At 67.3% G+C, this 25641-nt stretch carries 23 protein-coding genes and 1 pseudogene; 12 read left to right on the top strand and 12 right to left on the bottom strand.

The annotated features are described in order from the left end of the window. Positions 1–491 precede the first annotated feature (491 nt). Positions 492–1388, top strand: coding sequence for a LysR family transcriptional regulator (locus tag NQV17_RS05530; protein ID WP_257769921.1), 897 nt, complete (start codon positions 492–494; stop codon positions 1386–1388). A gap of 51 nt (positions 1389–1439) precedes the next feature. Beyond that, positions 1440–1826, top strand: a complete 387-nt coding sequence (locus NQV17_RS05525) for an ester cyclase (RefSeq protein WP_044843235.1) — start codon at positions 1440–1442, stop codon at positions 1824–1826. A gap of 19 nt (positions 1827–1845) precedes the next feature. Here NQV17_RS05525 and NQV17_RS05520 read toward each other — a convergent pair whose 3' ends face one another. Then, entirely contained in the window at positions 1846–2586 is a 741-nt protein-coding gene (locus NQV17_RS05520) for a sulfite exporter TauE/SafE family protein (RefSeq protein WP_257769918.1), read from the bottom strand. Between the two features lie 212 nt (positions 2587–2798). Then, a complete protein-coding gene (locus NQV17_RS05515; protein WP_257769915.1) occupies positions 2799–3815 on the bottom strand; it encodes an aldo/keto reductase in 1017 nt (338 codons plus the stop codon). Positions 3816–3955: 140 nt separating this feature from the next. Here NQV17_RS05515 and NQV17_RS05510 point away from each other — a divergent pair, with 140 nt between their 5' ends. Continuing rightward, positions 3956–4867 carry a LysR family transcriptional regulator gene (locus NQV17_RS05510; protein ID WP_257769893.1) on the top strand — a complete coding sequence of 304 codons (912 nt, stop codon included), beginning with the start codon at positions 3956–3958 and terminating at the stop codon, positions 4865–4867. A gap of 51 nt (positions 4868–4918) precedes the next feature. Here NQV17_RS05510 and NQV17_RS05505 read toward each other — a convergent pair whose 3' ends face one another. After that, positions 4919–6073, bottom strand: a complete 1155-nt coding sequence (locus NQV17_RS05505; protein ID WP_257769891.1) for a porin — start codon at positions 6071–6073, stop codon at positions 4919–4921. Positions 6074–6454: 381 nt separating this feature from the next. Between NQV17_RS05505 and NQV17_RS05500 the strand changes: the two genes are divergently transcribed. Together NQV17_RS05500 and NQV17_RS05495 are read left to right on the top strand one after the other, a co-directional pair. Continuing rightward, a complete protein-coding gene (locus NQV17_RS05500; RefSeq protein ID WP_257769888.1) occupies positions 6455–7558 on the top strand; it encodes an OpgC domain-containing protein in 1104 nt (367 codons plus the stop codon). Positions 7559–7619: 61 nt separating this feature from the next. Continuing rightward, entirely contained in the window at positions 7620–8564 is a 945-nt protein-coding gene (locus NQV17_RS05495) for an esterase family protein (RefSeq protein ID WP_257769886.1), read from the top strand. Positions 8565–8694: 130 nt separating this feature from the next. On the opposite strand, the gene NQV17_RS05490 is transcribed toward NQV17_RS05495, so the two are convergent. Continuing rightward, entirely contained in the window at positions 8695–9933 is a 1239-nt protein-coding gene (locus NQV17_RS05490) for an SfnB family sulfur acquisition oxidoreductase (RefSeq protein ID WP_257769884.1), read from the bottom strand. Positions 9934–10226: 293 nt separating this feature from the next. Here NQV17_RS05490 and NQV17_RS05485 point away from each other — a divergent pair, with 293 nt between their 5' ends. Both NQV17_RS05485 and NQV17_RS05480 read left to right on the top strand, forming a co-directional pair. Further along, complete coding sequence (locus NQV17_RS05485) at positions 10227–11492, top strand: acyl-CoA dehydrogenase family protein (protein ID WP_257769882.1); 1266 nt, start codon at positions 10227–10229, stop codon at positions 11490–11492. Then, positions 11489–12889, top strand: coding sequence for an LLM class flavin-dependent oxidoreductase (locus tag NQV17_RS05480; protein WP_124520711.1), 1401 nt, complete (start codon positions 11489–11491; stop codon positions 12887–12889). Before NQV17_RS05485 ends, NQV17_RS05480 begins: the two co-directional genes overlap by 4 nt. A gap of 103 nt (positions 12890–12992) precedes the next feature. Here NQV17_RS05480 and NQV17_RS05475 read toward each other — a convergent pair whose 3' ends face one another. After that, positions 12993–14207, bottom strand: a complete 1215-nt coding sequence (locus tag NQV17_RS05475; RefSeq protein ID WP_257769869.1) for an NAD(P)/FAD-dependent oxidoreductase — start codon at positions 14205–14207, stop codon at positions 12993–12995. A gap of 183 nt (positions 14208–14390) precedes the next feature. Between NQV17_RS05475 and NQV17_RS05470 the strand changes: the two genes are divergently transcribed. The 3 genes from NQV17_RS05470 to NQV17_RS05460 all read left to right on the top strand — a co-directional run bounded on the left by NQV17_RS05470 (position 14391) and on the right by NQV17_RS05460 (position 17318). Beyond that, positions 14391–15335 carry a LysR family transcriptional regulator gene (locus NQV17_RS05470; protein WP_257769867.1) on the top strand — a complete coding sequence of 315 codons (945 nt, stop codon included), beginning with the start codon at positions 14391–14393 and terminating at the stop codon, positions 15333–15335. A 113-nt stretch (positions 15336–15448) separates the two neighbouring features. After that, a complete protein-coding gene (locus NQV17_RS05465) occupies positions 15449–16207 on the top strand; it encodes an SDR family oxidoreductase (RefSeq protein ID WP_257769865.1) in 759 nt (252 codons plus the stop codon). Positions 16208–16340: 133 nt separating this feature from the next. Next, positions 16341–17318 (top strand): helix-turn-helix domain-containing GNAT family N-acetyltransferase, encoded by a 978-nt coding sequence (locus NQV17_RS05460; protein ID WP_257769862.1) that lies wholly within the window; start codon positions 16341–16343, stop codon positions 17316–17318. Between the two features lie 13 nt (positions 17319–17331). Here NQV17_RS05460 and NQV17_RS05455 read toward each other — a convergent pair whose 3' ends face one another. From NQV17_RS05455 to NQV17_RS05435, 5 genes and pseudogenes are all read right to left on the bottom strand, one after another. Then, a complete protein-coding gene (locus NQV17_RS05455) occupies positions 17332–17664 on the bottom strand; it encodes a cupin domain-containing protein (RefSeq protein ID WP_044843221.1) in 333 nt (110 codons plus the stop codon). 104 nt (positions 17665–17768) lie between these two features. Beyond that, positions 17769–18026, bottom strand: a pseudogene (locus tag NQV17_RS05450) (MFS transporter); the annotation flags it as partial. A gap of 78 nt (positions 18027–18104) precedes the next feature. Further along, entirely contained in the window at positions 18105–19583 is a 1479-nt protein-coding gene (locus NQV17_RS05445; protein WP_257769858.1) for a sensor domain-containing diguanylate cyclase, read from the bottom strand. Between the two features lie 142 nt (positions 19584–19725). Then, positions 19726–20820 carry a TrkA family potassium uptake protein gene (locus NQV17_RS05440; RefSeq protein ID WP_257769856.1) on the bottom strand — a complete coding sequence of 365 codons (1095 nt, stop codon included), beginning with the start codon at positions 20818–20820 and terminating at the stop codon, positions 19726–19728. Positions 20821–20880: 60 nt separating this feature from the next. Beyond that, positions 20881–22215, bottom strand: a complete 1335-nt coding sequence (locus tag NQV17_RS05435) for an FAD-binding oxidoreductase (protein ID WP_257769854.1) — start codon at positions 22213–22215, stop codon at positions 20881–20883. Positions 22216–22461: 246 nt separating this feature from the next. Here NQV17_RS05435 and NQV17_RS05430 point away from each other — a divergent pair, with 246 nt between their 5' ends. Continuing rightward, on the top strand, positions 22462–23109 hold the full coding sequence (locus tag NQV17_RS05430) for a hypothetical protein (protein WP_257770253.1): 648 nt from the start codon (positions 22462–22464) through the stop codon (positions 23107–23109). A 231-nt stretch (positions 23110–23340) separates the two neighbouring features. Here NQV17_RS05430 and NQV17_RS05425 read toward each other — a convergent pair whose 3' ends face one another. Then, the gene (locus NQV17_RS05425; RefSeq protein ID WP_257769852.1) at positions 23341–23625 is read right to left on the bottom strand and encodes a hypothetical protein; all 285 of its coding nucleotides are present in this window, start codon (positions 23623–23625) and stop codon (positions 23341–23343) included. A gap of 354 nt (positions 23626–23979) precedes the next feature. After that, positions 23980–24189 (bottom strand): hypothetical protein, encoded by a 210-nt coding sequence (locus NQV17_RS05420; RefSeq protein ID WP_044843214.1) that lies wholly within the window; start codon positions 24187–24189, stop codon positions 23980–23982. 534 nt (positions 24190–24723) lie between these two features. Between NQV17_RS05420 and NQV17_RS05415 the strand changes: the two genes are divergently transcribed. Continuing rightward, positions 24724–25578: a helix-turn-helix domain-containing protein gene (locus NQV17_RS05415; protein WP_257769841.1), complete on the top strand. Its 855-nt coding sequence runs from the start codon at positions 24724–24726 to the stop codon at positions 25576–25578. The last annotated feature ends 63 nt before the right edge of the window (positions 25579–25641 follow it).

Below are 25641 nucleotides of genomic sequence, written 5' to 3'. Positions count from 1 at the left end.
GGAACGGCCGACGTGTAACCGGATGCAAACAATGATGACAAACGATCACGAACCGGGCGCCGGCAAACGCTTGTTACCGGGAATACGGTCGGATTCGGAAAAACTTGACGGTATTGGATGAGCGATGCGGAAGAAATTTCGCGATGCGCCGATTATTTCGAAAAGCTTTCATTGCGCGCGTGACCGCGCCGGCCAGCCGATGCAGCCCGCGCCGCCCGCCCGCTCAACGCAGCCAGTCGATCAGCTCCGCGCAGGCCCACGCGATGCCGATGCACAGGAACAGCAGGTGCAGCGCGATCTTGAACGACACGCCCCACGACGAATCGACCCGCATGACAGTCTCCCCCGGTTGATATGCGGCCATGATCCGGCATCGATCCCGCCCCGAAAATGCGGAACCGGCGAACCGGGCCTCAGGCCCAGCCTGAGACCGGTGCGGCGGTTCCTGCTAACGTATCGGCCATACCCATCCTTACGCGCCCCCACCGATCATGCGCTTCGACCTGACCGACCTGCGGCTCTTCCTGAACATCTGCGAGGCCGGCACGATCACGGGCGGCGCCGAGCGCACCCACATCACGCTGCAGGCCGCCAGCGAGCGCATCCGCGGGATGGAGGACGAGCTCGGCGTGCCGCTGCTGCACCGGACCAAGTCGGGCGCGCAGGTAACCGACGCCGGCCGCGCGCTCGAGCACCACGCGCGCACGGTGCTGCAGCAGATCGACCACATGCGCGGCGAGTTGCAGCAATACGGCCAGGGGCTGCGCGGGCATATCCGGCTGCTGTGCAACACGGCGTCGCTGAGCGAATACCTGCCCGACGCGCTCGCCGCGTATCTGCCGCTTCACCCGAAACTGTCGATCAGCGTCGAGGAGCGCTCGAGCCAGGACATCGTGCATGCGATCCGCAACAGGACGGCCGAGGTCGGCATCGTCGCCGATTCGGTCGGGCTCGGCGGGCTCGAGCAGAAGCCGTTCAGAGAGGACTGGCTGATCGCGGTCGTGCCGGCCGGTCATCCGCTCGCCGCGCGCGACAAGGTCGCGTTCGACGAGATCGCCGACGCGGATTTCATCGGGCTGACCGACGGCAGCGCGCTGCAGGTCCATCTGGCGGACCAGGCGCGTGCGCTCGGCAAGCGGATCCGCTACCGTGTGCAACTGAAGAGTTTCGATGCGATCTGCCGCGTGATCGCAAGCGGCGTGGGGATCGGCATCGTGTCGCGCCATGCGGCCGAACGCGCGATGCAGACGATGGACGTGCGGCTCGTCGAGCTGTCCGATGCGTGGAGCCACCGCAAGCTGACGCTCTGCGCGCGCTCGTTCGATGCGTTGCCGAAATATACGCAGGCGTTCGTGTCGTATCTGTCGGGCGACATGCCGCCACGCTGAACGTCGCGCGCTCCGCAACAGCGTGGCGATACCCGAGGAGACATCGCAGCCATGACCGGACCCGAACTCGCGATGCACTATCGCGCCTACATCGACTGCCTGAACCGGCAGGACTGGCCGGCGCTCGGCCGGTACGTCGCCGACAACGTGATCCACAACGACCGGCCGCTCGGCCTGGCCGGCTATCGCGCGATGCTGGAGCAGGATTTCCGCGACATTCCGGATCTCCATTTCGAGGTCCGGCTGCTCGTGTGCGAACCGCCGCGCATCGCATGCCGGCTGCGCTTCGCCTGTGCGCCGAAAGGGACCTTCATGGGGCTCGCCGTCGACGGCACGCGCGTCACGTTCGCCGAGAACGTCTTCTACGAATTTCATGACGGCAGGATCCGGCAGGTGTGGTCGGTGATCGACAAGGCCGCGATCGAAGCGCAGCTGTGACGCTGCCGGCCGTCACGGCTTACCGCAGCCCCGACACGGCCATGTAGGCGCCGAGCGCGATCATCCCGACGAAGAAGCAGCGCTTGAACGCCTTCTCGCTCATCACGCGCCGCGCGTACTGCCCGCCGATCATCCCCGCGAGCGCCGGCACGAGTGCCAGCGCCGATACGCCGAGATCGACCGTCTGCAGCGCGCCCGTCACGCGCAACTGCAGGCCGAGCGCGATCGTCGACGCGGTAAACGACAACCCGAGCGCCTGGATCAGGTCGTCCTTCGACAGGCGCAGCGTCTGCAGGTAAGGCACGGCCGGCACGACGAACACGCCGGTCGCGGCCGTCACGACGCCCGTCAGGTAGCCGACCGCGGCCGACAGCCACTTTTCGTGACGGCCCGGCGCGGGCAGCCGTGCGGCGGCGAGCCCCCAGCCGCCGTACGCGACCAGCACGATGCCGAGTGCCGCGCGGGTCCACGCACTGCCGGCCGCGAGCGCGGGCAGCCCGCCCGTCAGGGTGCCGAGCGTCAGCCCGGCGAGCAGCGGCCACAAACGCCGCAGCAATGGCCCGAACGACGGGCCGAGCCACAACTGCCACACGTTGGTGATCAACGACGGCACGAGCAGCAGGCTCGCGGCGGCCGACGGCGGCATCGCGAGCGTCAGCAGCCCCATCGCGATCGTCGGCAGCCCGAGGCCGATCATGCCCTTGACCGCGCCGGCGAGCAGAAAAACCAGCACGATGATCGTCGGCGTATGCGTTTGCATGGCGGGTGTTCGGTCCGGTTGAATTCGGCGCCGATGGTGAACCACCGTCACGCCGTCGGCCATCTGGCTTTGCCTGAGGCTGGCTCGGGCCCGCCCGGCGGGGCCTGTCACCCTGTCACCCTGTCACCTGTCACTCCGTCACTCCGTCACTCCGTCGCCCCGCTACCCCGTCGCCGCGTCGCCCTGTCGGCCAATCGCCCCATGCGCGCCGTTCAGGCACCGTGCGCCGGCCCCCGTCCCTGCTCGCTGTCGAGGTGCGCCATCTGCGCGGCCGGATAACGCTCGCCGGCAGCCGCCCCGGCGGGAACCGCCGTTTCGATGCGGGCGAGATCATCGACCGTTAGTTGCAATTTAGATGCCTGAAGCGCGTCCTGGAGTTGAGTGCGCTTGCGTGCGCCGATCAGCGGCACGATGTCGTCGCCGCGCGACAGCGCCCATGCGATCGCGATCTGCGCCGGGTTGCTGCCCTTCTCGTCGGCGATCGCGCGCAGCGCGTCGACCAGCGCGAGGTTGTGCGCGAGGTTCTCGCCCTGGAACCGCGGGCTGGCCGCGCGGAAATCGCGCTCGCCCTGCCGCGCCGCACTCCAGCCGCCGCCGAGCAGCCCGCGCGACAGCACGCCGTAGGCCGTCACGCCGATCCCGAGTTCGCGGCACACCGGCAGGATGTCCGTCTCGATCCCGCGCGACAGCAGCGAGTATTCGATCTGCAGGTCGGCGATCGGCGCGACGGCCGCCGCGCGGCGGATCGTGTCGGCACCGACCTCCGACAGGCCGATGTGGCGCACGTAGCCGGCCTTCACGAGATCGGCGATCGCCCCGACCGTCTCTTCGATCGGCACCGCCGGATCGACGCGCGCCGGCCGATAGATGTCGATGTGGTCGGTGCCAAGCCGCTTCAGCGAATACGCGACGAAATTACGGATCGCCTGCGGCCGCGCGTCGTAGCCGACGAACGCGCCGGCCGGATCGCGCAGCGCGCCAAACTTCACGCTGATCAGCACCTGGTCGCGCGTGCGGCCGCGCAGCGCGTCGCGGATCAGCATCTCGTTGTCGCCCATCCCGTAGAAGTCGCCCGTATCGAGCAGCGTGATCCCGTTGTCGAGCGCCGCGTGCAGCGTCGCGATGCTTTCGTCGCGATCCGCGGGCCCGTAGAGATCCGACATCCCCATGCAGCCGAGCCCGATCGCCGATACCTGCGGGCCCGTGCGGCCCAGTTGACGCTTGTCCATGTCCGTTTCCTCGCGGTGGTGAGTGAATGAACCGGATTCTGGGCGTAACGCGGCGCGCGATAAACGCGAAACGCCCAACCAAATCATTCGACGCTGATTAACAATGGAGCCTGTCCCGATCCGCCACGTTTCCGCCCCGCATGGACCATCTGCATGCAATGCGCATCTTTGCGCGCGTCGCCCACCTCGGCAGCTTCACGAAAGCCGCCGAGCAGTTGCAATTGCCGCGCCCGACCGTCAGCAATGCTGTTCAGTACCTGGAGAAGCACCTGAAGGTGCGCCTGTTGCAGCGGACGACGCGGCGCGTCGCGCTAACCGCGGAAGGCGCGACCTACTACGAGCGCTGCACGCGGCTGCTGGCCGACCTGGACGACGCCGAGACGCTGTTCGACGAAGCCGGTGCGTCGCCGCGCGGCCTGATCCGCGTCGACCTCCCCGAGCGCTTTGCACTCGACAAGGTGATTCCGGCGCTGCCGGATTTCCACGCACGCTATCCCGACCTGCGCGTCGTGCTGAGCACGACCGACCGCTTCGTCGATCTCGTCGCCGACGGGATCGACTGCGCGGTGCGGGTCGGCGTGCTGTCCGACACGTCGCTGGTCGCGCGGCGCGTCGGCGAGATGGCGCAGATCAACTGCGCGTCGCCCGCGTATCTTGCGCGATACGGCACGCCGCGCTCGCCGGACGATCTGCCCGACCACGTCGCGGTCGGCTATTTCTCGAGCCGCACGGGCCGCGAGCTGGACTGGGAATATGCGGACATGGATTCCGGCGCGCTGCAGACCGTGAAGATGCGCAGCGTGGTCGCGGTGAACAGCTCGCACGCGTATCTCGCGTGCTGCCTCGCGGGCCTCGGGCTGATCCAGGCACCGCGCGACGGGCTCGCGCCGCTGCTGGAAGACGGCTCGCTGGTCGAGGTGCTGCCCGAATGGCATGCGGCGCCGCTGCCGGTGTCGGTCGTGTTTCCGAACGGCCGGCATCTGGCGCCGCGCGTGCGGATCTTCGTCGACTGGCTCGCGCACACGCTCGACGACACGCACCGGGCGCAATGACGACGGCCGGCACCAGGGCAACCCGCCCCGCGCGCCGGCCGGTCAAGCGCATCAGAACTTGTGGCGGATCGCGGCGCGCACCGCAAACTGGTTCGCCGACGACGACGGACCGTCCGTCCCGACCACGTAGCCGCCGTCGGCCGCGGTGCCCGTCTTGTCGCCGGCGACCTTCTGCCATGCGCCCTGCAGGTAGACGTCGGTGCGCTTCGACAGGCTGTAGTCGGCCATCAGCCCGACGGTGTGGTACTTCGGCTTGAACGAACCGGCCGCGGCGTCGAACTTGCCGTCGGTATACACGTACTGCGCGCCGAGATAGAAGTCGGGCGTGAGCTGGTACTTGCCGTTGATCTCGAAGTTCTGGAACCTGGTCGCCGTGAGCCCGAGGCCGTCGAACGTCGACGCCGGCAGGTAGACGGTCGACACCGGGTTCTTCACGTCGGTCTTCGTATAGACGAAGCCGACCGTCGCCGGACCGAACGTATAGTTGATGCCGCCGCCGAAGATCCGCAGGCGGTCGGCGACGAAGTTCGCGTCGTCGGCCGCGATCGCGCCCGCATTGCCGACGCCCGGGCTGTTCGCCTGCAGATAGGCTGCCGCGACCTGCAGCCCGGCCAGCGAATACTGCGCGCCGATGCTGTACTGGCGGTTGGTCGAGAAGCCCGTGCTGTTGCTGAAGCTGTAGGTGCCGCCGAACGACAGCCCGTTCCAGTCGGGGCTCGCGTACTTGACCGTGTTGTTGACGCGGAACGAATTGTCCGTGTTGTCGTTGTCGAACGGGTGCGAGAACAGCGTGCCGCCCCAGTTGCCGTTCGCGGTGAGCGGCGCGAGATAGTCGACGAGCGCATCGTACTGGCGGCCGAAGGTCAGCGTGCCGAAGCGCGACGCGCTCAGCCCGACGAACGCCTGGCGGCCGAACATCCGGCCGCCCTGGTTGAACCGGCCGTTGTTCACGTCGAAGCCGTTTTCCAGCGTGAAGATCGCCTTCAGCCCGCCGCCGAGGTCCTCGCTGCCCTTCAGGCCCCAGCGGCTGCCCTGCGCATAGCCGCTCGCGAGCTGGTAATTCGTTTTTCCGACCCCGTTCACGTTCACGTTGTTCGTGTAGTTGAAGCCCTCGTCGATCAGGCCGTACAGCGTCACGCTGTCCTGCGCGAAGGCCGGCGCGGCGAAAGCAGCCAGCGCGGCGGCAAAAATGACGTGCTTCTTCATGACGGATCTCCGGAGCCGGGTGCCGGACAGGCCATTCGCCCGGCGATTGTTTGGTCTGTTTTATAGAGGTGGCCCGCAGGGCGGACTGCGCGGTGTGCGGCCGCGAGGACAAAATGGTGTCACGTCGCAAACCGCCCGTCCATCGGGGCGTGGGCGCGGCCAGCAAAGCGTTGCGCTCGTCCAACTGCGCCGTTCGTCCGGGTGCCCGACCAGGCTTGTCGGCAACCGCTGGCCGGCCCGCCATCCGCGTAAACCCGGACGGCGCCGCATCGGTGGCACAATGCGCATCCGTTCGTCATTTCTTCACGAATTCATGCTTCACCCCGATTCATGCGCGGCTGGTGCCGGCCGCGCACGCGGCGCGCGCCGGGAGGCGGCCCGATGACCGCCGCCGCCCGGGCCGGCCGCTACGCCGAACTCGATTTCTTCCGCGGCCTCGTGCTGCTGGTGATCGTCGTCGACCACATCGGCGGCAGCATCCTGTCGCGCGTGACGCTGCATGCGTACGCGCTGTGCGATGCGGCCGAGGTGTTCGTGTTCCTCGGCGGCTTCGCGACCGCCATTGCGTACAATTCGCTCGCCGAGCGCCACGACGAGGCCGCCGCGCGCCAGCGTTTCATCCGCCGTGCGTTCGAGATCTACCGCGCATTCCTCGTGACGGCCGGCCTGATGCTGCTGATCACAGCCGTGCTGAACGCGTTCTCGATCGACGGCCCGAACATGCCGACCAACGATCTCGACGGCCTGCTCCACAGGCCGCTCGCCGCGCTGCGCGACATCCTGCTGTTCCGCCGCCAGCCGTATCTCGCGTCGGTGCTGCCGATGTATGCGTTCTTCGCGCTGCTCGTCCCGCTCGCGCTGCCGCTCGCGCGCACCCAGCCGTGGCTGATGCTCGCGTTCAGCGGCTCGCTCTGGTACGCGGCGCCGCACGTCGCGCGCTTCTTGCCGACCGTCGAAGGCGCGCCGTGGGACTTCAACCCGTTCGCGTGGCAGTTCCTGTTCGTGCTCGGCGTGATCGCGCGCTGCCAGCCCGTCTACCAGACGCTCGCGCCGAAACCCCAGGGCTGGCTGCTGACGGCCGTGTCGCTCGCGATCGTCGCGGCCGGCGCGTACTACCGGCTGCGCATCGAGCCGTTCCCGACCGATCCGTCGATCAAGCAGAACCTCGGCGCGCTGCGGCTCGCGAACTTCCTCGCGATCGCGTGGCTTGCGGCCAAGCTCGTGCACCTCGGGTGGATGAAGAAGGTCGCGCACGCGATGCCGTGGATCGGCACGATCGGCCGCCAGGGGCTGCTGTGCTTCGTCGCCGGCACCGGCATCTCGCTCGCGGTCGACTCGCTGCTTTATCAGGCGACCGAAGGCTATCTGGACGTGCCGCTCGGCCTGGCCGCCGACGTCGTCGCGACGGGCCTGCTGTATCTCGTCGCGAAGCTTTATGCGCCGCTGGTGTCGCGGCTGTCGTTCCCGTTCCGTACGCGGCGATGACGTGCCGCGCCGTCACGCGCCGCTGCTACGATAGCGGGCGCCTCTCCTGAAACGCTTCGCCATGCGCCGACTCGCCCTTCCGTTCGCCGTCGCCCTGATCGCCGGCTCCATCGCCACCGCCCACGCCACGCCGGGCGGGCCCACGGCTGCGCCGGCGACGTCCGCGCCCGCGGCCGCGATCGTCCCGCCCGCAACGGTCGCGCCGGCCACCCAGGAGCCGCCGGTCAATCCGGGCAGCAGCATCGTGCTGCGCGCGTTCCGGTCGGCGTCGCTCAAGCGCGACTGGTCGTACACGGTCTACCTGCCGCCCGGCTACAACCCGGAAGGCGCGCGCTACCCGGTGCTGTACCTGCTGCACGGCAATGCCGGCAATGCGAACGACTGGATCACGCAGGGCCGGCTGCAGGCCACGGCCGACACGCTGATCGAGCGCCGCGAGATCCCGCCCGTCGTGATCGTGATGCCGCAAGGCGGCACCGACTGGTACGTCGACCGCAAGGAGAAGATGCAGAGCGCGTTCCTGAACGACCTGCTGCCGGAAGTCGAAGCGCACTTCGCGGTGTCGAACCAGCGCGCGGGCCGCGCGATCGGCGGCGTGTCGATGGGCGGCTTCGGCGCGCTGCGTTTCTCGCTGCTCGAACCGGGCCTGTTCTGCGGCGCGATGCTGCTGAGCCCCGCGATCTACGCGAACGAGCCGCCGCTCAATTCCGCCGCGCGCTATGTCGGCGTGTTCGGCGACCGGCAGTTCGACCCGCGCGTGTGGCACGAGCTGAACTACCCGTCCCTGATGCGCGGCTATTTCGCGCGCAACTGGCGCGTGCCGATGTTCATCGCGGCCGGCGACGACGACCTGACGATCCAGGCCGAATCGAGCGTGCTGTACACGCAGCTGCGCCGCGCGCAGAACCCGGCCGAACTGCGCATCGTCGATGGCGGGCACACGTGGGACGTGTGGCGCGGGATGCTCGGGTCGGGGTTGAAGTATGCGCTGGAATGCGTGAAGTAATGCGTGAAGTAATGGAACCGGCCGACGCGTCAGGCAACCGCACGACGATCACCTGACGCCGCTTCCTTCGCGGCGCCGGCGTCGCCGGCACAAGGCGCGCGCTGCGCTGTCGCGCAGACTCGCGCCCGATTCAATTCCACGCGTGACGCGCCGGCCGCACGCCGTTCAGGTAGTAGTTGCCGACGAGGTGATACTTCCACCGCACCGGATCATGCAGCGTGTGCGTGCGCGCATTGCGCCAGTGCCGGTCGAGATTGTGTTCGGCGAGCGTCGACTGCGTGCCCGCCAGCTCGAACAGCTTCTCGCCCGCGAGCAGCGCGATCTCGGTCGTCAGCACCTTCGCCTCGCCGACCGCGACCGATGCACGCGCGACATCGTCGTCGGTCACCGTGCCGCGTGCGCCGATCTCGTCGAGCGTGCGCGCCGCGCGTTCGAGCAGCGCTTCCGCCGCATGCAGCTGGATATGCAGACGGCCGATCTCGCGGACGATCAACGGATCGTCGGCCGCCCGCTCGACGCCGCTGTCGACCCACGGCCGCGTGCGCGTGCGCACGAACGCCTCCGTATCGGCGATCGCGGCCTTCGCGATGCCGGCATCGATCGCCGCCTGGATGATCTGCGACAGCGGGCCGTTGAGCGTCGGCTCATCCGACACGCGCTGCGCGTGCAACACATGCGAAGCGGGCACGCGCACGCCGTCCAGCACCACCGTGCCGCTCGCGGTCGTGCGCTGCCCGAAGCCCGACCAGTCGTCGATCACGGTCAGCCCCGGCGTCGGCTGCGGGACGTAGGCGAGCCATGCCTGCTGCGCATCGTCGAGGCCGAGCACCGGCACGTAGTGCGCGAACAGTGCGCCGGTCGAATAGAACTTCGTGCCGTCGACGACATAGTCGTCGCCATCGCGCCGCACGCGCGTCTTCAGGTCGAGCACGTGCTTCGTGCCCTTCTCCGAGAAGCCGTTGCCGAAGCGCTTGCCGCTCAGGATCTCCGCGAAGAAGTGGCGCTTCTGCGCGTCGGTGCCGGTCAGCGCGATCACGTCGACCAGCCCGAAGTGGTTCTGCGGCAACTGCCCGAGCGACGCATCGGCCGCCGCGACGATCTTGATCACCTCGGTGAGCGTCACGTTCGATACACCCGCGCCGCCGTAGGCCTTCGGCACCGTGATCGCCCACAGCCCCGACTGCGAGAACCATTCGATCTCGTCGCGCGGCAGCCGGCGCGCGCGATCCCGCTCGGCCGCCCCTTCGGCCAGCCGTTGCGCGAGTGCCTGCGCCACCGCGATCGCCTGCGCGTCGTCGGCGATCACGCGGGCCACCTGCGGTCTTGCGTCGGCCGGCCGGTCCTGAATCGTCGCGCTCGTATCTGACATCGGGCTCTCCTGTCGAATCACGAAAGCATTCAATCTAGCAGCGCGCTGCAGGCCGGCAAACCGAGCGATTCTCGTAACGATATTCCTTCGGATAACAAACGACATCGCACGGCACCGCATCCGCTTCCGCGCTTCGGCGTCGCAATCGATGCCCTGGCGTCGACGTTTCACGGCGCCGTTCGCGTAATGCGCAGCGACGATAACGATCTGCGAATCCGTTATTGGAACGTGCGCGTCGTGCTTCCTATACTGGGCTCCCGGTGCAAACGGCCCCGCCCTACGAGGAACCCCGCATGACTTCGTCGCAAGCAGATACCGAACTGTCCACCGGCACCGACTACGACGCACTCGCGAGCCGGTTCCGGCCGATCTTCGACCGGATTGCCGCCGGCACCGCCGAGCGCGAACGCCGCCACGAACTGCCGCACGAAGCGATCGGCTGGCTCAAGGCCGCCGGCTTCGGCGCGTTACGGCTGCCGGTGCGTGACGGCGGCGCCGGCGCGTCGCTGCCGCAGCTGTTCCGGCTGCTGACCGAACTCGCCGCCGCCGACTCCAATCTGCCGCAAGCGTTGCGCGGCCACTTCGCGTTCGTCGAGGACTGGCTGAACGCGCCGCCCGGGCCGCAGCGCACGACGTGGTTCGATCGTTTCGCGAGCGGCCAGCTCGTCGGCAATGCGTGGTCGGAGACCGGCGACGTTCCGCTCGGCCAGACGATCACCAAGGTATCGGAGCACAACGGCCGGCTCGTGTTGAACGGCCGGAAGTTCTACAGCACCGGCAGCCTGTTCGCGGACTGGATCGACGTGTTCGCGCAGCGCGAAGAGGATGGCAGCGACGTGATCGTCGCGATCGCCACCGGGCAGCCCGGCGTGATACTCGAAGACGACTGGGACGGCTTCGGCCAGAGAACGACCGGCAGCGGCACGACGCGCTTCGAGAATGCGGCGGTCGACGCCGACCACGTGATCGATTTCGCACGCCGCTTCAAATACCAGACCGCGTTCTACCAGCTGTTCCACGTCGCTACGCTGGCCGGCATCGGCCATGCGATCGTGCGCGACGCGGGCGAGCTCGTGCGCGGCCGCACGCGCGTGTACAGCCACGGCAACGCCGCGCGCGCCGGCGACGATGCGCAGCTCCAGCAGGTGATCGGCGAAATCGCATCGTGGGCCTATGCGGCCGATGCGCTCACGCTGCGCGCCGCGCAGCCGCTGCAGCAGGCATACGTCGCACGCTTCGGCGGCGACGACGAAGCCGAACATGCCGCCAACGTCGCCGCCGAAATCGAATCCGCGCAGAGCCAGCTCGTCGTGTCGGAACTCGTGCTGCGCGCGGCGACGCGCCTGTTCGACGCGCTCGGCGCATCCGCGACGCGCAGCACGACCGCGCTCGACCGTCACTGGCGCAACGCGCGCACGGTGTCGTCGCACAATCCGCTCGTCTACAAGGCGCGGATCGTCGGCGACTGGGTCATCAACGGACGCACGCCGCCGTTCGTCTGGCGCGTCGGCAACGGTGCGGGTGCGCAAGCCGGCGCGGAAACGGGAGCCGCGCGATGAGCAAGACCATCCGCTTCAACGCGTTCGAGATGAATTGCGTCGGCCATCAGTCGCCCGGCCTGTGGGCGCATCCGCGCGATCGTTCGTGGCAGTACAAGGATCTCGACTACTGGACCGATCTCGCCCGCGTGCTCGAACGCGGGATCTTCGACGCGATCTTCATCGCGGACGTGATCGGCTATTACGACGTCTACCAGGGCAGCAACTACCACGCGCTGCACCAGGCCGCGCAGATCCCCGTCAACGATCCGCTGCAGCTCGCCGCGCCGATCGCGATGGCGACCGAGCATCTCGGTATCGGCATTACCGCGTCGACGACGTTCGAGCATCCGTACACGTTCGCGCGCAGGCTGTCGACCGCCGACCATCACACGAAGGGCCGGCTCGCGTGGAATATCGTCACGTCGTACCTGGAAAGCGGCGCGAAGAACGTCGGCGACAACGGACTGCGCACCCATGACGACCGCTATGCGGTCGCGGCCGAATACGTCGAGGTGCTGTACAAGCTGTTCGAAGGCAGCTGGGAAGACGGCGCGGTCGTGCGCGATCGCGACGGCCGCGTGTTCACGCATCCGGAGAAGGTGCACGAGATCGGCCACAAGGGGCGCTTCTTCGACGTGCCCGGCTATCACCTGTGCGAGCCGTCGCCGCAGCGCACGCCGGTGCTGTTCCAGGCCGGCGCGTCCGGCCCCGGCAAGGCATTCGCCGCGCAGCACGCCGAATGCGTGTTCGTCGCCGCGCCGACCCGCCCGCAACTCGCGCGCTATGTCGCCGACGTGCGCGCGCAGGCCGCCGCCGCGGGCCGCGACCCGCACGACGTGCTGATCTACAACCTCGTCACGGTGATCGTCGACGAGACCGACGAGAAGGCGCAGGCCAAGTTCGACGAGTACCGCCGCTATGTGTCGTACGACGGCTCGCTCGTGTTCATGTCCGGCTGGACCGGCATCGATTTCGGCCAGTACGCGCCGACCGATCCCGTCCGGCGCGTCGAGACGAACGCGATCGTGTCGGCCGTCGAGCATCTGGCCGGCGGCGATACCGCGTGGACGATCGAGGAACTGGCCGCGTGGGGCGGCATCGGCGGGATGGGGCCCGTGTTCGTCGGCTCCGCGCAGACCGTCGCGGACATCCTGCAGGAATGGGTCGCCGCGACCGACGTCGACGGCTTCAATCTCGCGTATGCCGTTGCGCACGAAACCTTCGAGGACATCGTGCGCTACCTCGTGCCGGAGTTGCAGCGGCGCGGCGTCTATCCGACCGAATATGCGCCGGGCACGCTGCGCGAGAAGCTGTTCGGTGCGTCGGCGCGGCTGCCGGACGCCCATCCGGCCGCGCGGTTTCGCGACATCGAACAGGTCAAGCGCGACGCGCAACAGGTGGCCGACTACGCGTGACGGCCAGCCGGGCTGCGAGCATGCCCGACGAACGGCCGCGTGCCTGGGCCGGATTCGACCGGTCGCTCGACGCGCTGCCGCCAATCGCGCCGCGCCCTGCCGCTCACAGCCACGTCCCGCCCTGCCGCTCGTTCGGTTCATCGGCGAGCGCGTCGAAATCGTGAATCCAGTCCAGGTGATGCAGCACGCTGTCGCGCTCGCCGAGACGCGCATTGCGCGCCTGCGCGGCCGGCCCGTCGGGCAGATGCAGCACGTCGGCCGCGGAGATCGACGCGTACTGCACCTTGCGCGTGCGGCCGCGCCGCAGCCGCTCGTACGCTTCCTGCGCCTCGCGCCAATTGCCGCGCCCGGCCTTCGCCAGCTGCGCGGCCAGCACCATCGCGTCCTCGATCGACTGGTTCGCGCCCTGCCCGTGATGCGGCACCAGCGCATGCGCGGCGTCGCCGATCAGCGTCACGCGCCCGCGGCTCCAGCGGCCGAGCGGCGGCCGGTGGAACAGCCCCCAGCGTTGGCTGATCGGCACCGCGGTGATCATCTGCACCACCGCCGGATGCCAGTCCTTGAACAGGCGCAACTGCTCGCCCTCTTGCGCCGGCATGACCCAGTCGCGCGACGGCCACGGCGACGGATGACGCTCGACCAGCAGGAAGTTCTGGTCGCCGTTGTCGCCGATCGGATAGTGCAGCAAATGGCCGTGCGGCCCGACCCAGAACTGAATGGTCTCGGGATCGGGCAACAGGTCGATCCGCTCGGCCGGCACCACGCCGCGAAAGCCCGAGCACCCCGAATACAGCACGTCGTCGTAGCCGAGCATCCAGCGCCGCGTGATCGAACGCGCGCCGTCCGCGCCGATCACGAGATCGGCGTCGACGCGTGCGCCGTCGGCGAAGCTCAGCGTGACGCGATCCGGATGCTGCGCGAGATCGACGAGCCGATGGCCGAGATGAATCTGCTCGACACCGACCGCCTTCGACAGGATCGCCTGCAGGTCCGCGCGATGCACGCCCCAGTACGCGCCGCCGAACTGCCGGCGATAGTCGGGTTCGCCGCGATGATGGCCGATCACCGCGCCGCTGCGCCCGTCGCGATAGACGAGGCCGGGAATCTCCGCGCACACCGCGTCGAAAGCCGGCCGTAATCCCATCCGTTCGTAGAAGCGCGTCGCGTTGGCCGACAGCGCGACGGCCGCCCCCACCTCGCGCAGCACGTCGGTCTGCTCGTACAGTTGCGCGTCGATGCCCAGCTCGCGCAATGCAAGCGCCAGCGTCAGGCCGCCGATGCCGGCCCCGACGATCGCGATCCTCAGATTCGTCTGCATGATGAACGTGTCTCCGATATTCAGATGGTGAGTGGTCGAGGCCGCGGTGCGCGCGCCCCGCCCGGCGCGCCTGTCGAATGCGAGCGCCGTATCGGTATTTTCAGCAGCGCCCCCTTATCCCACAATAAAATGCAGGGAATCTGCTTCATCACTGACCGGAATGATCGGAGACAACCCGGAACCATGGAACTGAGCGAGATCGACCTCAATCTGTTGCTGCTGTTTCAGCGGCTGATGCAGGAACGGCGCGTGTCGAGCGTCGCCGAGCAGATGAACATGAGCCAGCCGGGCGTCAGCAACGCGCTCGCGAAGCTGCGCCGCCGGCTCGGCGATCCGCTGTTCGTGCGCGGGCCGGGCGGCGTGGTGCCGACACCGTTCGCGCTGCGCCTGGCCGAACCGGTTGCGCACGCGCTGTCGACGCTGCATGCCGCGCTCAACCCCGAGACCGGTTTCGATCCGCTGCGCGCATCGCGCACGATGACGATCGGGATGACCGATATCGGCGAAGTCGTGTTCCTGCCCGCGCTGCTCGAACACCTGTCGCGCACGGCACCGGGCATCGCGCTCAATACGGTGCGCAACACGAGCGTCAACCTCGCCGACGAGATGGCCGACGGCCGCGTCGATCTCGCGATCGGCCTACTGCCGCAGTTGCAGGGCGGGTTCTATCAGCGCCGGCTGTTCGATCAGCGCTACGTGTGCCTGTTCCGGCGCGGGCATCCGCTCGCGGACGCGCCGCTGACCGTCGACGCATGGCGGGCGGCCGAGCATCTCGTCGTGGTGTCGGCGGGCACCGGTCACGGCCAGGTGGACGAATGGCTGAAACGCCGCCGCGTGAAGCGCCGCGTGCGGCTGACGGTGCCGCATTTCATGAGCGTCGGCTATATCCTGCAGCGCACCGACCTGATCGCGACCGTGCCGGAACACCTGGCGCTGCAGCTCGCCGCGCCGTTTTCGCTCGGCTGGCGCGCGTTGCCGGTCACGCTGCCGGGCGCGCCGATCCACATGCTGTGGCATGCGCGCGTGAATCAGGATGAAGGCAACCGGTGGCTCCGGGATGTCGTGGTCAGCTTGTTCGCGCAAGCCGGAACGCGCGGACGGAAGGCCGCGCCGACGCGCAAGGCATAGCCGCTCGCGTCGCGAAATCCGGCGTGCGCGGTAGGATGTCGCTTCGACCGGCGCGGCGAGTCCATCGCGCGCCCGCCGCCGCTTTCCTCACCCAACCCGCAGGAAATCAAGCCATGTCTGCCTCGAAGAAGTTCGCCGCCGTCACGGGCGCCGGATCCGGCATCGGTCGTGCCGCGGCGATCGCGCTCGCGAACGCCGGATTTGCCGTCGCGCTGATCGGACGCAAGGAAGCCTCGCTGCGTGAAACGAAAGAGGCGATCGTCGCCGACGGTGGCGACGCACACGCGTTTCCGACCGACGTCACCGACGAAGCGTCGGTCGAACACGCGTTCGCGCAGATCGCGCAGCGATTCGGGCGGCTGGACGTCCTCTTCAACAATGCCGGGCGCAATGCGCCGGCCGTGCCGCTCGACGAACACGAGTTCGACGTGTGGAACGACGTCGTCGCGACGAACCTGACGGGCGTCTTTCTGTGCGCGCGGGCCGCGTGGCGCCTGATGAAGGCGCAAACGCCGCAGGGTGGCCGGATCATCAACAACGGCTCGATCTCCGCCTATACGCCGCGCCCGAACACGATCGCGTACACGGCCACCAAGCATGCGGTGGCCGGCATCACCAAGTCGCTCGCGCTCGACGGCCGTGCATACAACATCGCGTGCAGCCAGATCGACATCGGCAACGCGGCGACGTCGCTGACGGATCGCATGACGGAAGGCGTGCTGCAGGCCGACGGCCGCATGGCGCCCGAGGCGCGGATGGACGTCACGCATGTCGCGAATGCGGTCGTTCAGATGGCGAATCTTCCGCTGGATACGAACATCCTGAACATGACGATCATGGCGACGACGATGCCGTTCGTGGGACGGGGATAAAGCCCGGCGCCGCTTCTGCCGCGCCGGGCCGCGATGCCGGGCACGTCGCCCGGCTGCCCGGCGACGCTCGTCCTTGACAAGTTGCGTGTCGCAACTAATATTACTTGCGACACGCAACTTTCCCGGGCTCGCCATGGACCTCATCGATATTCCGTCGAAGACGCGCGAAGCGACGATCCTCGAGCTTCGGGACTTCTCGCGCAAACTGGTTCGCGAACTGGGTTTCATGCGGGCGACATTGGCCGACAGCGATCTGGCGCCGTCTGCCGTTCACGCCGTTCTCGAGATAGGCATGGCGCCCGGCATCAGCGCAAAGGATCTGGGCAGCATTCTGCGTCTGGACAAATCAAACACGAGCAGGCAGCTTTCCCGGCTCGAAACGGCCGGCTTCGTGACGCGCCGCATCTCGCCCGACGATGCGCGTGCGACGCAGCTGTACCTGACTGCCGACGGGCAGAAACTGCGCAAGAAGATCGACCAGTTTGCGACACGTCAGGTGTCGAATGCGTTACGCCGGATGGTTCCGGCGGACCAGCAAACCCTCGTCCGCGCCCTCGCGCTTTATAGCGATGCGCTCGCGCAAGACAATGCCACCGACGCGCGCACGCCTAAAGCGGACACCACGCAGATCGTCGACGGCTACCAGCCCGGCTGTATCGGCGACATAGCAAGCCTTCACGCGCGGTTCTATTCGGAACACTGGGGGTTCGGCGCTTTCTTCGAGAAAAAGGTGGCGACCGAACTCGCGGAATTTGCCGGCACCCTGCCGGCCGAGGGCAAGGCTCTGTGGCTCCATGCCGAACACGGCCGCGCGCTCGCCTCGGTCGCGATAGACGGGAATAAAGCCACGGGAATCGCACATTTGCGGTGGTTCATCGTCGACGATGGATTGCGCGGCGCCGGTATCGGGCGACAACTGATGACGCGCGCTATGCATTTCGTCGATGAGCAGCAGTTCGACGAGACCTACCTATGGACGTTCAAGGGGCTGGATTCGGCACGCCACCTGTACGAATCGTTCGGCTTTACGCTGACCAGCGAATCGGAGGGCGCTCAGTGGGGAACCAATGTCATCGAGCAGCGCTTCAGCCGGCGGCGGCCAGGTCGATAAGTCGCCGCACGTTTCATCGATCGTGATAGATCGCGAGCCAGACCGACCGTTCTTCAGGATGCGTCCACGCGACACGATGCCGGCAATGCGGTTCGATCAGCACGTAGTCGCCGGGGCGCATGTCGTGCAGCGTCGCATCCGCTTCGAACTCGAGCACCGCGGCGCCTGACAGCAGCACGACCCATTCGGCACGCGAATCGTCGTACCAGAATCCATCGGGACTCGTGTGCCCCATCGACACGATCCGCTCGACGTTCAGGCGCGATCCCGCGACGAGCACGTCGACGCGCTCGTCGTCGCCGCGCGCGCCTTCGAGGCTGAACAGGTTGCCGGTCTGGCGTTGCATGGTTCGACTCCGGGTCGGCCTTCGGCTGAAGGCGAATGACGCCAATGTAGCGCGAAGGCCGGCATCGCGGCGAACTTGTTTGCGGGTTCCGGCAAGCGCTGCATTCACGCGGCCGCCTCGGCGTCGATATCGCGCGCCGTCGGTTCATGACGCACGATCAGGAGGAACACGATCGGCATGGCCGCACTGACCGCGACGACCCAGAACATGTCCGTGCCGAGACGGGCCTGCAGGATCGGCAGCACGAACAGCGCGAGCGCCTGGCCGATCCCGCACAGCGAGCGCCCGAAGCCGACACCGGTGCCGCGGATCGCCGCCGGATAGGACAGCGTGGGATAGATCATCATCTGCGCCTGGCAGCCACGCGCAGCCGCAATCGCGACCGCGGCGGGCCCGAGGCAATTCGAGCGCGGCCATGCGCCTGCGTGTCGCGCCACGCGTCATGCCGGCGGCTGAAACGCGACGACCTTGTTCCGGCCGGTCGCTTTCGCGTAGTACAACGCTTCGTCGGCAGCCTTGATCACGGCGTCGGCCTCGGCATCGTGCTCGGGCGTCCAGCTCGCCAGGCCGATACTGGCCGTGACGTGCCCGTGTTCGCTGCCGGCGTGTTCGAGCGGCAGCTCGTCGATCGCCGCGCGGATCCGCTCGGCAATCTGGGCGGCCCCCGTCTCGGCGGTATCGGGGAGCAACACGACGAATTCCTCTCCGCCATAGCGGGCTGCGGTGTCGGCCGGCCGGCGAATGTTGTCGCCGATGCAGCGCGCAACCGCAGCCAGCGCATCGTCTCCCGCCTGGTGGCCGTAGGTATCGTTGTAGGACTTGAAGCGGTCGACATCGACGAACAGTAACGAGAACACCGATCGCGCGCGCCGCGCGCGACGCCATTCGCGGTCCAGCACTTCCGCGAAGCTGCGGCGATTGTTCAGGCCGGTGAGGCCGTCGGTGCGGGCAAGCAGCACGAGTTCCGACTCGGCGCGCATCCGGTGCCGGAGTTGCGTGCCGAGCATGAAGGACACCCCGATGAACGCGGCGCCGAACGTCGCCACCAGCGCGCCGATCGTCGCGGCGCGGTGCCGCCAGGCCGCATAGATATCCTGCTCCGCTTCCGCGACCATGATGATCAGCGGGAGCTTGGGTAGATGTTTGAAGTAATAGAGACGGCGCACCCCGTCGATCGACGACGTTTCGGAAAACGAACCCTCCGGCGCGGTCTGGAATCGCCGGAAGGTCGCGGCTTTGCTGATGTTGCGCCCGATGGTATGCACGTCGTACGGCTGGCGCATCACCATCACGCCGTCGTTGCCGATCAGCGAGATCGAGCCGTGCTGTCCGAGCGACAGGCCGGCGAACAGTTGGTGGAAATACTCGAGGTTGACCGCAATGAGCACGACGCCGGCAAACGAGCCGTCCGGGTTCGAGATCCGCCGCGAGAGCCCGATGCTGGGTGAGCCGCCACGCAGGCGGGAGTGGAACGGGTCGCTGACATAGAGCCCCGCATCCGGATTGTCGCGGTGGACGGTGAAGTACTTTCGATCGGCGAAATTGCCGTGGCGCGGCTCGTCGCTGCCCGAATCGAGGGCGATGTTGCCGCCGGCGTCGAGCACCAGCATCGAGCCGAGAAACTCTGCCGTCATGGCGTTATCGAACAGCACGGCACGCCGCAAGCTCGCGGGCGCGGTCATCACGTCGTGACGTTGAAGCCCCGCGATGACAGCCTGCAGCGACAGGTCGTAGAGTTCGAAATTGCGTTCGATGTCGCGCTCGGCGATCAGCCCGAGATTGCGGGAGGTTTCGCTGGCCCGCTCGAGCGCGTCGTTGCGGCTCTGGAACAGCTGCAGCACGCACAGACCCATGAGCGCGCAGGCAATCACGATACCGATCACGACGATGGTATAGGGCGCCGCCGACCTGAATTGCATGTGTCTCCTCGATGATCACGCTCGTGCGCGGCGCACGACGCGATTACCTCATACTAAATAACGTGCGGGGACATATCAAGCGGGGTTGCCCCGGTCACCTCGCGGCAGGGCACGCGATGCCGGGATGCTGCACAACCGGCCCTCACACATCCGGATCCGGAATCCGCGCCGACTGAATCACGACCAGCGTATCCCCCGCCTCGATCCGGCACGGCGGATCCTCGTAGAACGAATGGATCTTCCCGCAGCGATCGAGCCCGACGACGATCGCACCCGGCACGACGTTCGTCATGCAGCCGATCTCGTGCGGCAATGCCTCGCGCTCCAGCAGCGTCGCGCGCCCGCGCGTCGACAGCATGTCGTTCACGAACGGCACGATGTAGCGGCTGTGCACCGCATCCGCGAGCAGCAGCGCGCCGATCTTCGTCGACGACACGATCACGTCCGCGCCCGCCTGCCGCAGCTGCCGCTGATACAGGTTCTCCTGGATCCGCACGACGATCTTCGTCTCGGGCGCGATGCTGCGCACCGACAGCGTCAGCAGGATCGCGGTCGGGTCGTCGGTCACCGAGATGATCACGGCCTTCGCCGAGCGCACTTGCGCCTGCTGCAGCAGATCCTCGTGCGCGGGATCGCCGAGCAGCCCTGTCACGCCGAGCGACGTCGCGGCCTCGAGCGCCTGCTGCTGCGCATCGATCACGATGACCGTCGACGGATCGACACCGCTTTCGAGCAGCTCGCGCACGGCGATCGACCCCGACAGGCCGTAGCCGCACACGACGATGTGATCGGACAGTTGCTTCTGCAGGCGTTTCATGCGGAATTCCTCGATGACGCGCTGGATCACGAACTGATACGCCGTGCCCAGGAAGATGAACCAGATGCCGATGCGGATCGGCACGATGAAGAACGCATCGATCAGACGCGCGCGCGCGGTGACCGGCACGATGTCGCCGTAGCCGACCGTCGCGACCGTGACCATCGTGAAGTACACGAGATCGGCGACGTTCATCGGCGTGCTCTTGGTCGAATCGCGCAGGCCGTCGCGATCGAGATACAGCACGAGAAACGCGAGCATGCACAGCACCACGACCGCGCCGAGACGGAACAGCAGCGTGCGCCGCGGCGACGTCGCGGGACGCGTGAACAGCGTGCGCGCACGCGGCGCCCGCCACGGATCGCGGGTACGACGCAGGCGTGAGCGCAACGAGCGGCGCTTGTCGGAGGGCGTTGCCAACGGGGAATCTCCTGAAGATTGCGGGCTCGATTCTACGACGGGAACACGCGGGGCCGTCCGCTACAGCATGCTGCGCGGCCGCACCATCGTCCCGTCGGCGAAACGCCGTGCGCGGAACGCCGTCAGGTCGAGCGACGGCGCGCCCGTATCGATCCATTCGGCCAGCAGCCGCCCGACGATCGGCCCCATCGCGAAACCATGCCCGCAGAAGCCGGTCGCGATCGCGAGCCCGGACGGCGTGCCGGGCGCGTCGATCACCGGAATCCCGTCGGGCAGCACGTCGATCAGGCCGGCCCAGGCCTCGACGATCTGCGCGTCCTTCAGCGCGGGGAAGATCGCCTTCAGCTTCGCGAGCGCGCGCGGCGCGTGCGCGCGATTCGGCTGCGGCTGCGGATCGCGCGGCTCGATCGGCCCGCCTCCGCCGCCGATGCGCGCGCAGGCATCGCGCCACGCGGCGCCATTCAGATGCAGCCGGAACTTCTCGCGCTGCGACCAGAATTCCGGCCAGAACAGGCTCAGGCCGCGCAGATGGCCGAGCGTCAGGTCGACGTCGACCTGCATGTCGTCGGCGAGATTGATCGCGCCGTTGCTGCGTTGCCGGATGCCGAGGCCGTGCCCCCAGATCGTCGACGCGGACACGTCGGGCAACACGTTGGTGCGCATGCAGGTGCCGCGCACGGCCTGCTGCGGCAGCCGGATGCCGACGCCGTCGAGCAGCCGGAAGCTGGTCGCGCCGGCCGCGCAGATCACGCGCCGCGTGCGGATCGTGCCGCGCTCGGTCACGACGCCGACGACCACGCCGCCGGCCGTCTCGATCGCCGTCACGCCGCAGCCTTCGAAGAAACGCGCGCCGGCTTCCGTCGCGCGCGCCGCGAACGCGGCGGCCACGCGGCGCGGTTCGGCCTGCCCGTCGGTCGCCGTATATAGCCCGCCGAGCGTGCGCGCCTGTGTCGACAGCCCGGTCACGCGTTCGTCGATTTCCGCGCGCGTCAACGTGCGCGTGTCGAGCCCGTGTTCGCGCGCAACGGCGAGCCACGCCTGGAACGACGCCCAGTCGTCGTCGTTGTCGGCCATATAGAGGCAACCGCCCTGCCGCCATTCGAGGTCGAAGCCGAGCGCCTGCTCGAGCCCTTCCCAGATCCGCATGCCGGCCATCATCAGCGGCACTTCGGCGGACTCGCGGCCCTGCTGCCGCACGAAGCCCCATGCGCGCGTCGATTGCTGGCCGGCGATGCGCGACTTGTCGAGCACGACGGCCTTCAGGCCGCGCAGGCCGAGGTAGTAGGCGGCCGCGCAGCCCATGATGCCGGCGCCGGCGATCACGATGTCGGCTTCGGCCGGAAACGCCGTGTCGGCGTGCGTCAATGCATCGTGCAGCGGATAGGTGGTCGTCATTGTTCTCTGTTGACGTCGATACGCCGGCACACGCATCGGCGTTCGCGATGGCATGCGCCGGACCGGCGCCCGGATTGAGGATCGGGATGGCGAACGTGCGGGAAAGTCGATGAACGATCCGGTGCGCGGCCGCGGCCCCGCCGCCGGTGACGGTTGCCCGTCGACCGTCCCTGTTTTTTCGCCTTGACGGCGCTATGTTACCGCGCGATAAACTGTATATCCATACAGTATTTCTTCAGCAGTAACATGATCCTCCCCCCATTCGATCCCCCGAAGCTGAACGACCTCACCGAATGGTGGACGAAGTGCACCTACGCCGACGTCCAGCGCCTGATCCTCGAGGTGCAGCACCTTCGCCTGACGCTATGGGAACTGAAAGCACACGTCGCGGATGCATCGCGCGGGATCCGCGTGCTCGATCCGGCCATGCTCGCGCACGGCTCCGCACTGAGACGGCTGACCTACCTGCTCGAAAAGGAAATCGAGCGCGCGAATCCGATCGGCCGCTCGCGCGACGTGTATGCACCGTTTTCCGATGAATGGCGCGCGCGCGAAGCGCTGCGATGTGCATTGCGCGCGCAGCCCGAACCCGCGGAAGCCGGCACGCTCCCCTGCACGATTCCGGAATTCCGGCGCGTCACCTGGGCCGAGCTGCGCGATCGCTGGCGTCACCTGAGCGACAAGCAATCGAGCCGGCAGAACATCGAGCAACGCATGGTGCTCGAGATCGCGCGTCAGCGATCCGTGATCCTCGCGCGCGCGCGAAAACTCGTCGATGCCGCGATCGCCGAAGCGGCGGCGGAAGGCAAGCAGTTGTTCGCGCTCGATCAACTCAAGCGGCTGCTGTCCGTCGAGCGGGAAGACGGCGAGCCGTTCACGTATATGCCGGCGTAAGGCAATTCGAATTCGGCGGTCATTTGTCGAGGGTTCTTCGATGTCGTTCGTTTTCCTGATCATGACGACATGACGATACTTTCCCGCGCAATGCGTCGGGCAGGCCGTGCTTCATAGATCAATGCCGAAAGGCGCGATGACCGCGAGGTCATCGCACCACATGGACGTTTTCGAAGATCGAAAGGCGCGGTTCGCGCCGGGACGATCCCGATGCAACCGGTATCGGGGTGATCAGTATGGATAGCGCAACTGACGCGTTTGCGCGCGCGCCGCGCGGTTGTACGGCTGAAGCCGCGCAAGCTGTTCGATCGACATCGTGACGACTTCGAGCACATGCCGTGCGATCTCGTCGTCCGTCATGCCGGCGTCGACGTACTGTTCGATGCTCATCGTTCGAGGCGGATGGCTGCCCGCGTCGTCGTCGACGATGTAAATCCTGGCGGTACGGTGCTCCGGCGACAACACGAGCTGGACCGTTTTACCGAGAACGACGATCTGCATGCACAAAGTGGCCATTCGCTGCCTCCAATTGCGTTGCCTTCAATCGAGCATCGAACGATACCTCACAACCCGGGCGATGAATCTACCCACTTCCCCGGATATTCGAAACGACCAGGAATCAATTGCAGGCCGGCCGTCCATCGCCTTCCGCGAACCTTTCTGCCTGGCGCGACGATCCGGGCGCGTCGCCATGCGGCGACGGCGCCACGCGGCAAAGGCGCGCAGGTGCGCGCGACCCCGCCGCGCATCCGGGCGTCCCTCGTGATTTTCGCTTTGAATGGGGCGCGCGCCCGTTCGGCGCCCTAATGGCTCACGGTGCATGCACCGGCCGGTCGAACCGGCGCCTGTCTTGCACGGGCAAACGACGCGCTACGCGTAGCGGCTCAACCACGCTTCGGAAAATGCTTTCGCGTAGGCGACGGCGTCTGCTTCGGTATCGAATTCGCCCAGCTTGCGGAAAGCGGCCTCGCGGCTGAAACCCAGCTTCGTGACCTCGACCTGGGCGGCATATTTGCCGTCCTCCGTCACGCGCGGTTCGCAGTTCATCTCGTACCCGCGCATCACAAATTTCTTCTGCATCGCTTCAACACTATCTTGAGACGGGCGAATCGTAGCATGGGGTTCCGCCGCGTTCATGCGCGTGCTCGACCAGGGCATTCCCGTCCGTTTCATTAGAGTAAGCCGTCGAATCATTCGCGTACAAGATGCCGGGCGATCCGGCCCGACATGCGAGGCGATGTAAAAATTTGTCGCCGACGCAGCGGCACGATGCCGCGGTTCGGGTCGCCGACACGCCCTGCTCTGGTGCATTTCGTCGGCAGTGCGGTGCGATTACGTGCCGCTCGTCGGGCAATCGTGTCCCGGTGCCGCGCGATCCGCGTCCGAAGGTTGCGAACGGGCCAGTTGTGCCCGACGTACGCCTGCGGATCCAGCGTAACGTCGTGACACACCTTTCACAGAAAGGCACCGATTGCGACATGGAATGACTCTCATTTTGCGGTAAAGTTATCTTTTCCGCGCGTGGCCGGTCGGCTCGCCCCTGGACGTCGTAAAGACTGTCCGCCGAGACTGCCGCAAGGCGTCGTTCTGAACGTCACGATCCGTTCCCGTAGCATGACCACTGAAGCAATCACCACGGATTCCCTCGCGGTTGCCGAGCGCGTGCGCGAGCTGATGACCCGCAACGGCATCGGCAAGCGCCAGCAAACCACCGAGCTGTGCCGCATCCTCGACCTGAGCTTTTCGCAGGGTCACCGCAAGCTGCGCGGCAGCAGCCCCTGGACGCTCGCGCAGATCAAGAAAGTCGCCGAAGCCTACGGCGAGCCCGCCGCTCAACTGTTCGGCGCGCAGACGCTCGACCCCGGCATGGTCGGCGCCTATTCGCAGGAGGCCGTCCTGTACGCCGGCGTCGCCGAAATTCCGTGCACCGCCTGGATCGGCGCGCCGCTCGAAGCCGGCGCGCGCCCCGAGTTCGTCGCGTACGAACAGAACGGCCGCTGGCGCGTGCTGCGCCATACGGGCGTGCTGTATCAGAACGCGTACGACGTGCACAAGATCGAGATCTATCCGCGCCGCGCGGAGAGCGACAAGCTCGTCGTCGCGGTGATCGATCCCGATCGCGTCAGCGCGACCGAGTTGTGCCGCTATCTCGAGCGGCAGGGATTCTCGACGGCCGCGTTCGACGGCCTCGCGCCGTTCGTCGACGCGCTGCAGGGCCAGGCGTTCGACGCGGTCGTCACCGAATGGCTGTTCGACGGCAGCACGGCCGCCACCGCGATCAAGGCGGTGCGCACGTCCGACAATCCGGGCGCGCCGATCTTCGTGCTGACGGGCGACCTGCTCACCGGCCGCGCGAGCGAAGCGGACATCAGCGAAGTGATCCGCGCATTCGACGTCGTCTGCTACGAAAAACCCGCGCGCATGGCGATCCTCAGCGCCGACCTCGCGAAGCGGCTCGCACGCGGGTAATTCCCGCACGCCGTCTACCTCTTTCGCATGGCCGGCGCCCCTGCGGCGCGGCGGTCGTGAACA

This window comes from Burkholderia sp. SCN-KJ (assembly GCF_024656005.1).
Classification (GTDB): Bacteria; Pseudomonadota; Gammaproteobacteria; order Burkholderiales; family Burkholderiaceae; genus Burkholderia.
Note: the sequence above shows the minus strand (reverse complement) of the source record. Positions and strands in the feature narration are given on the sequence as shown.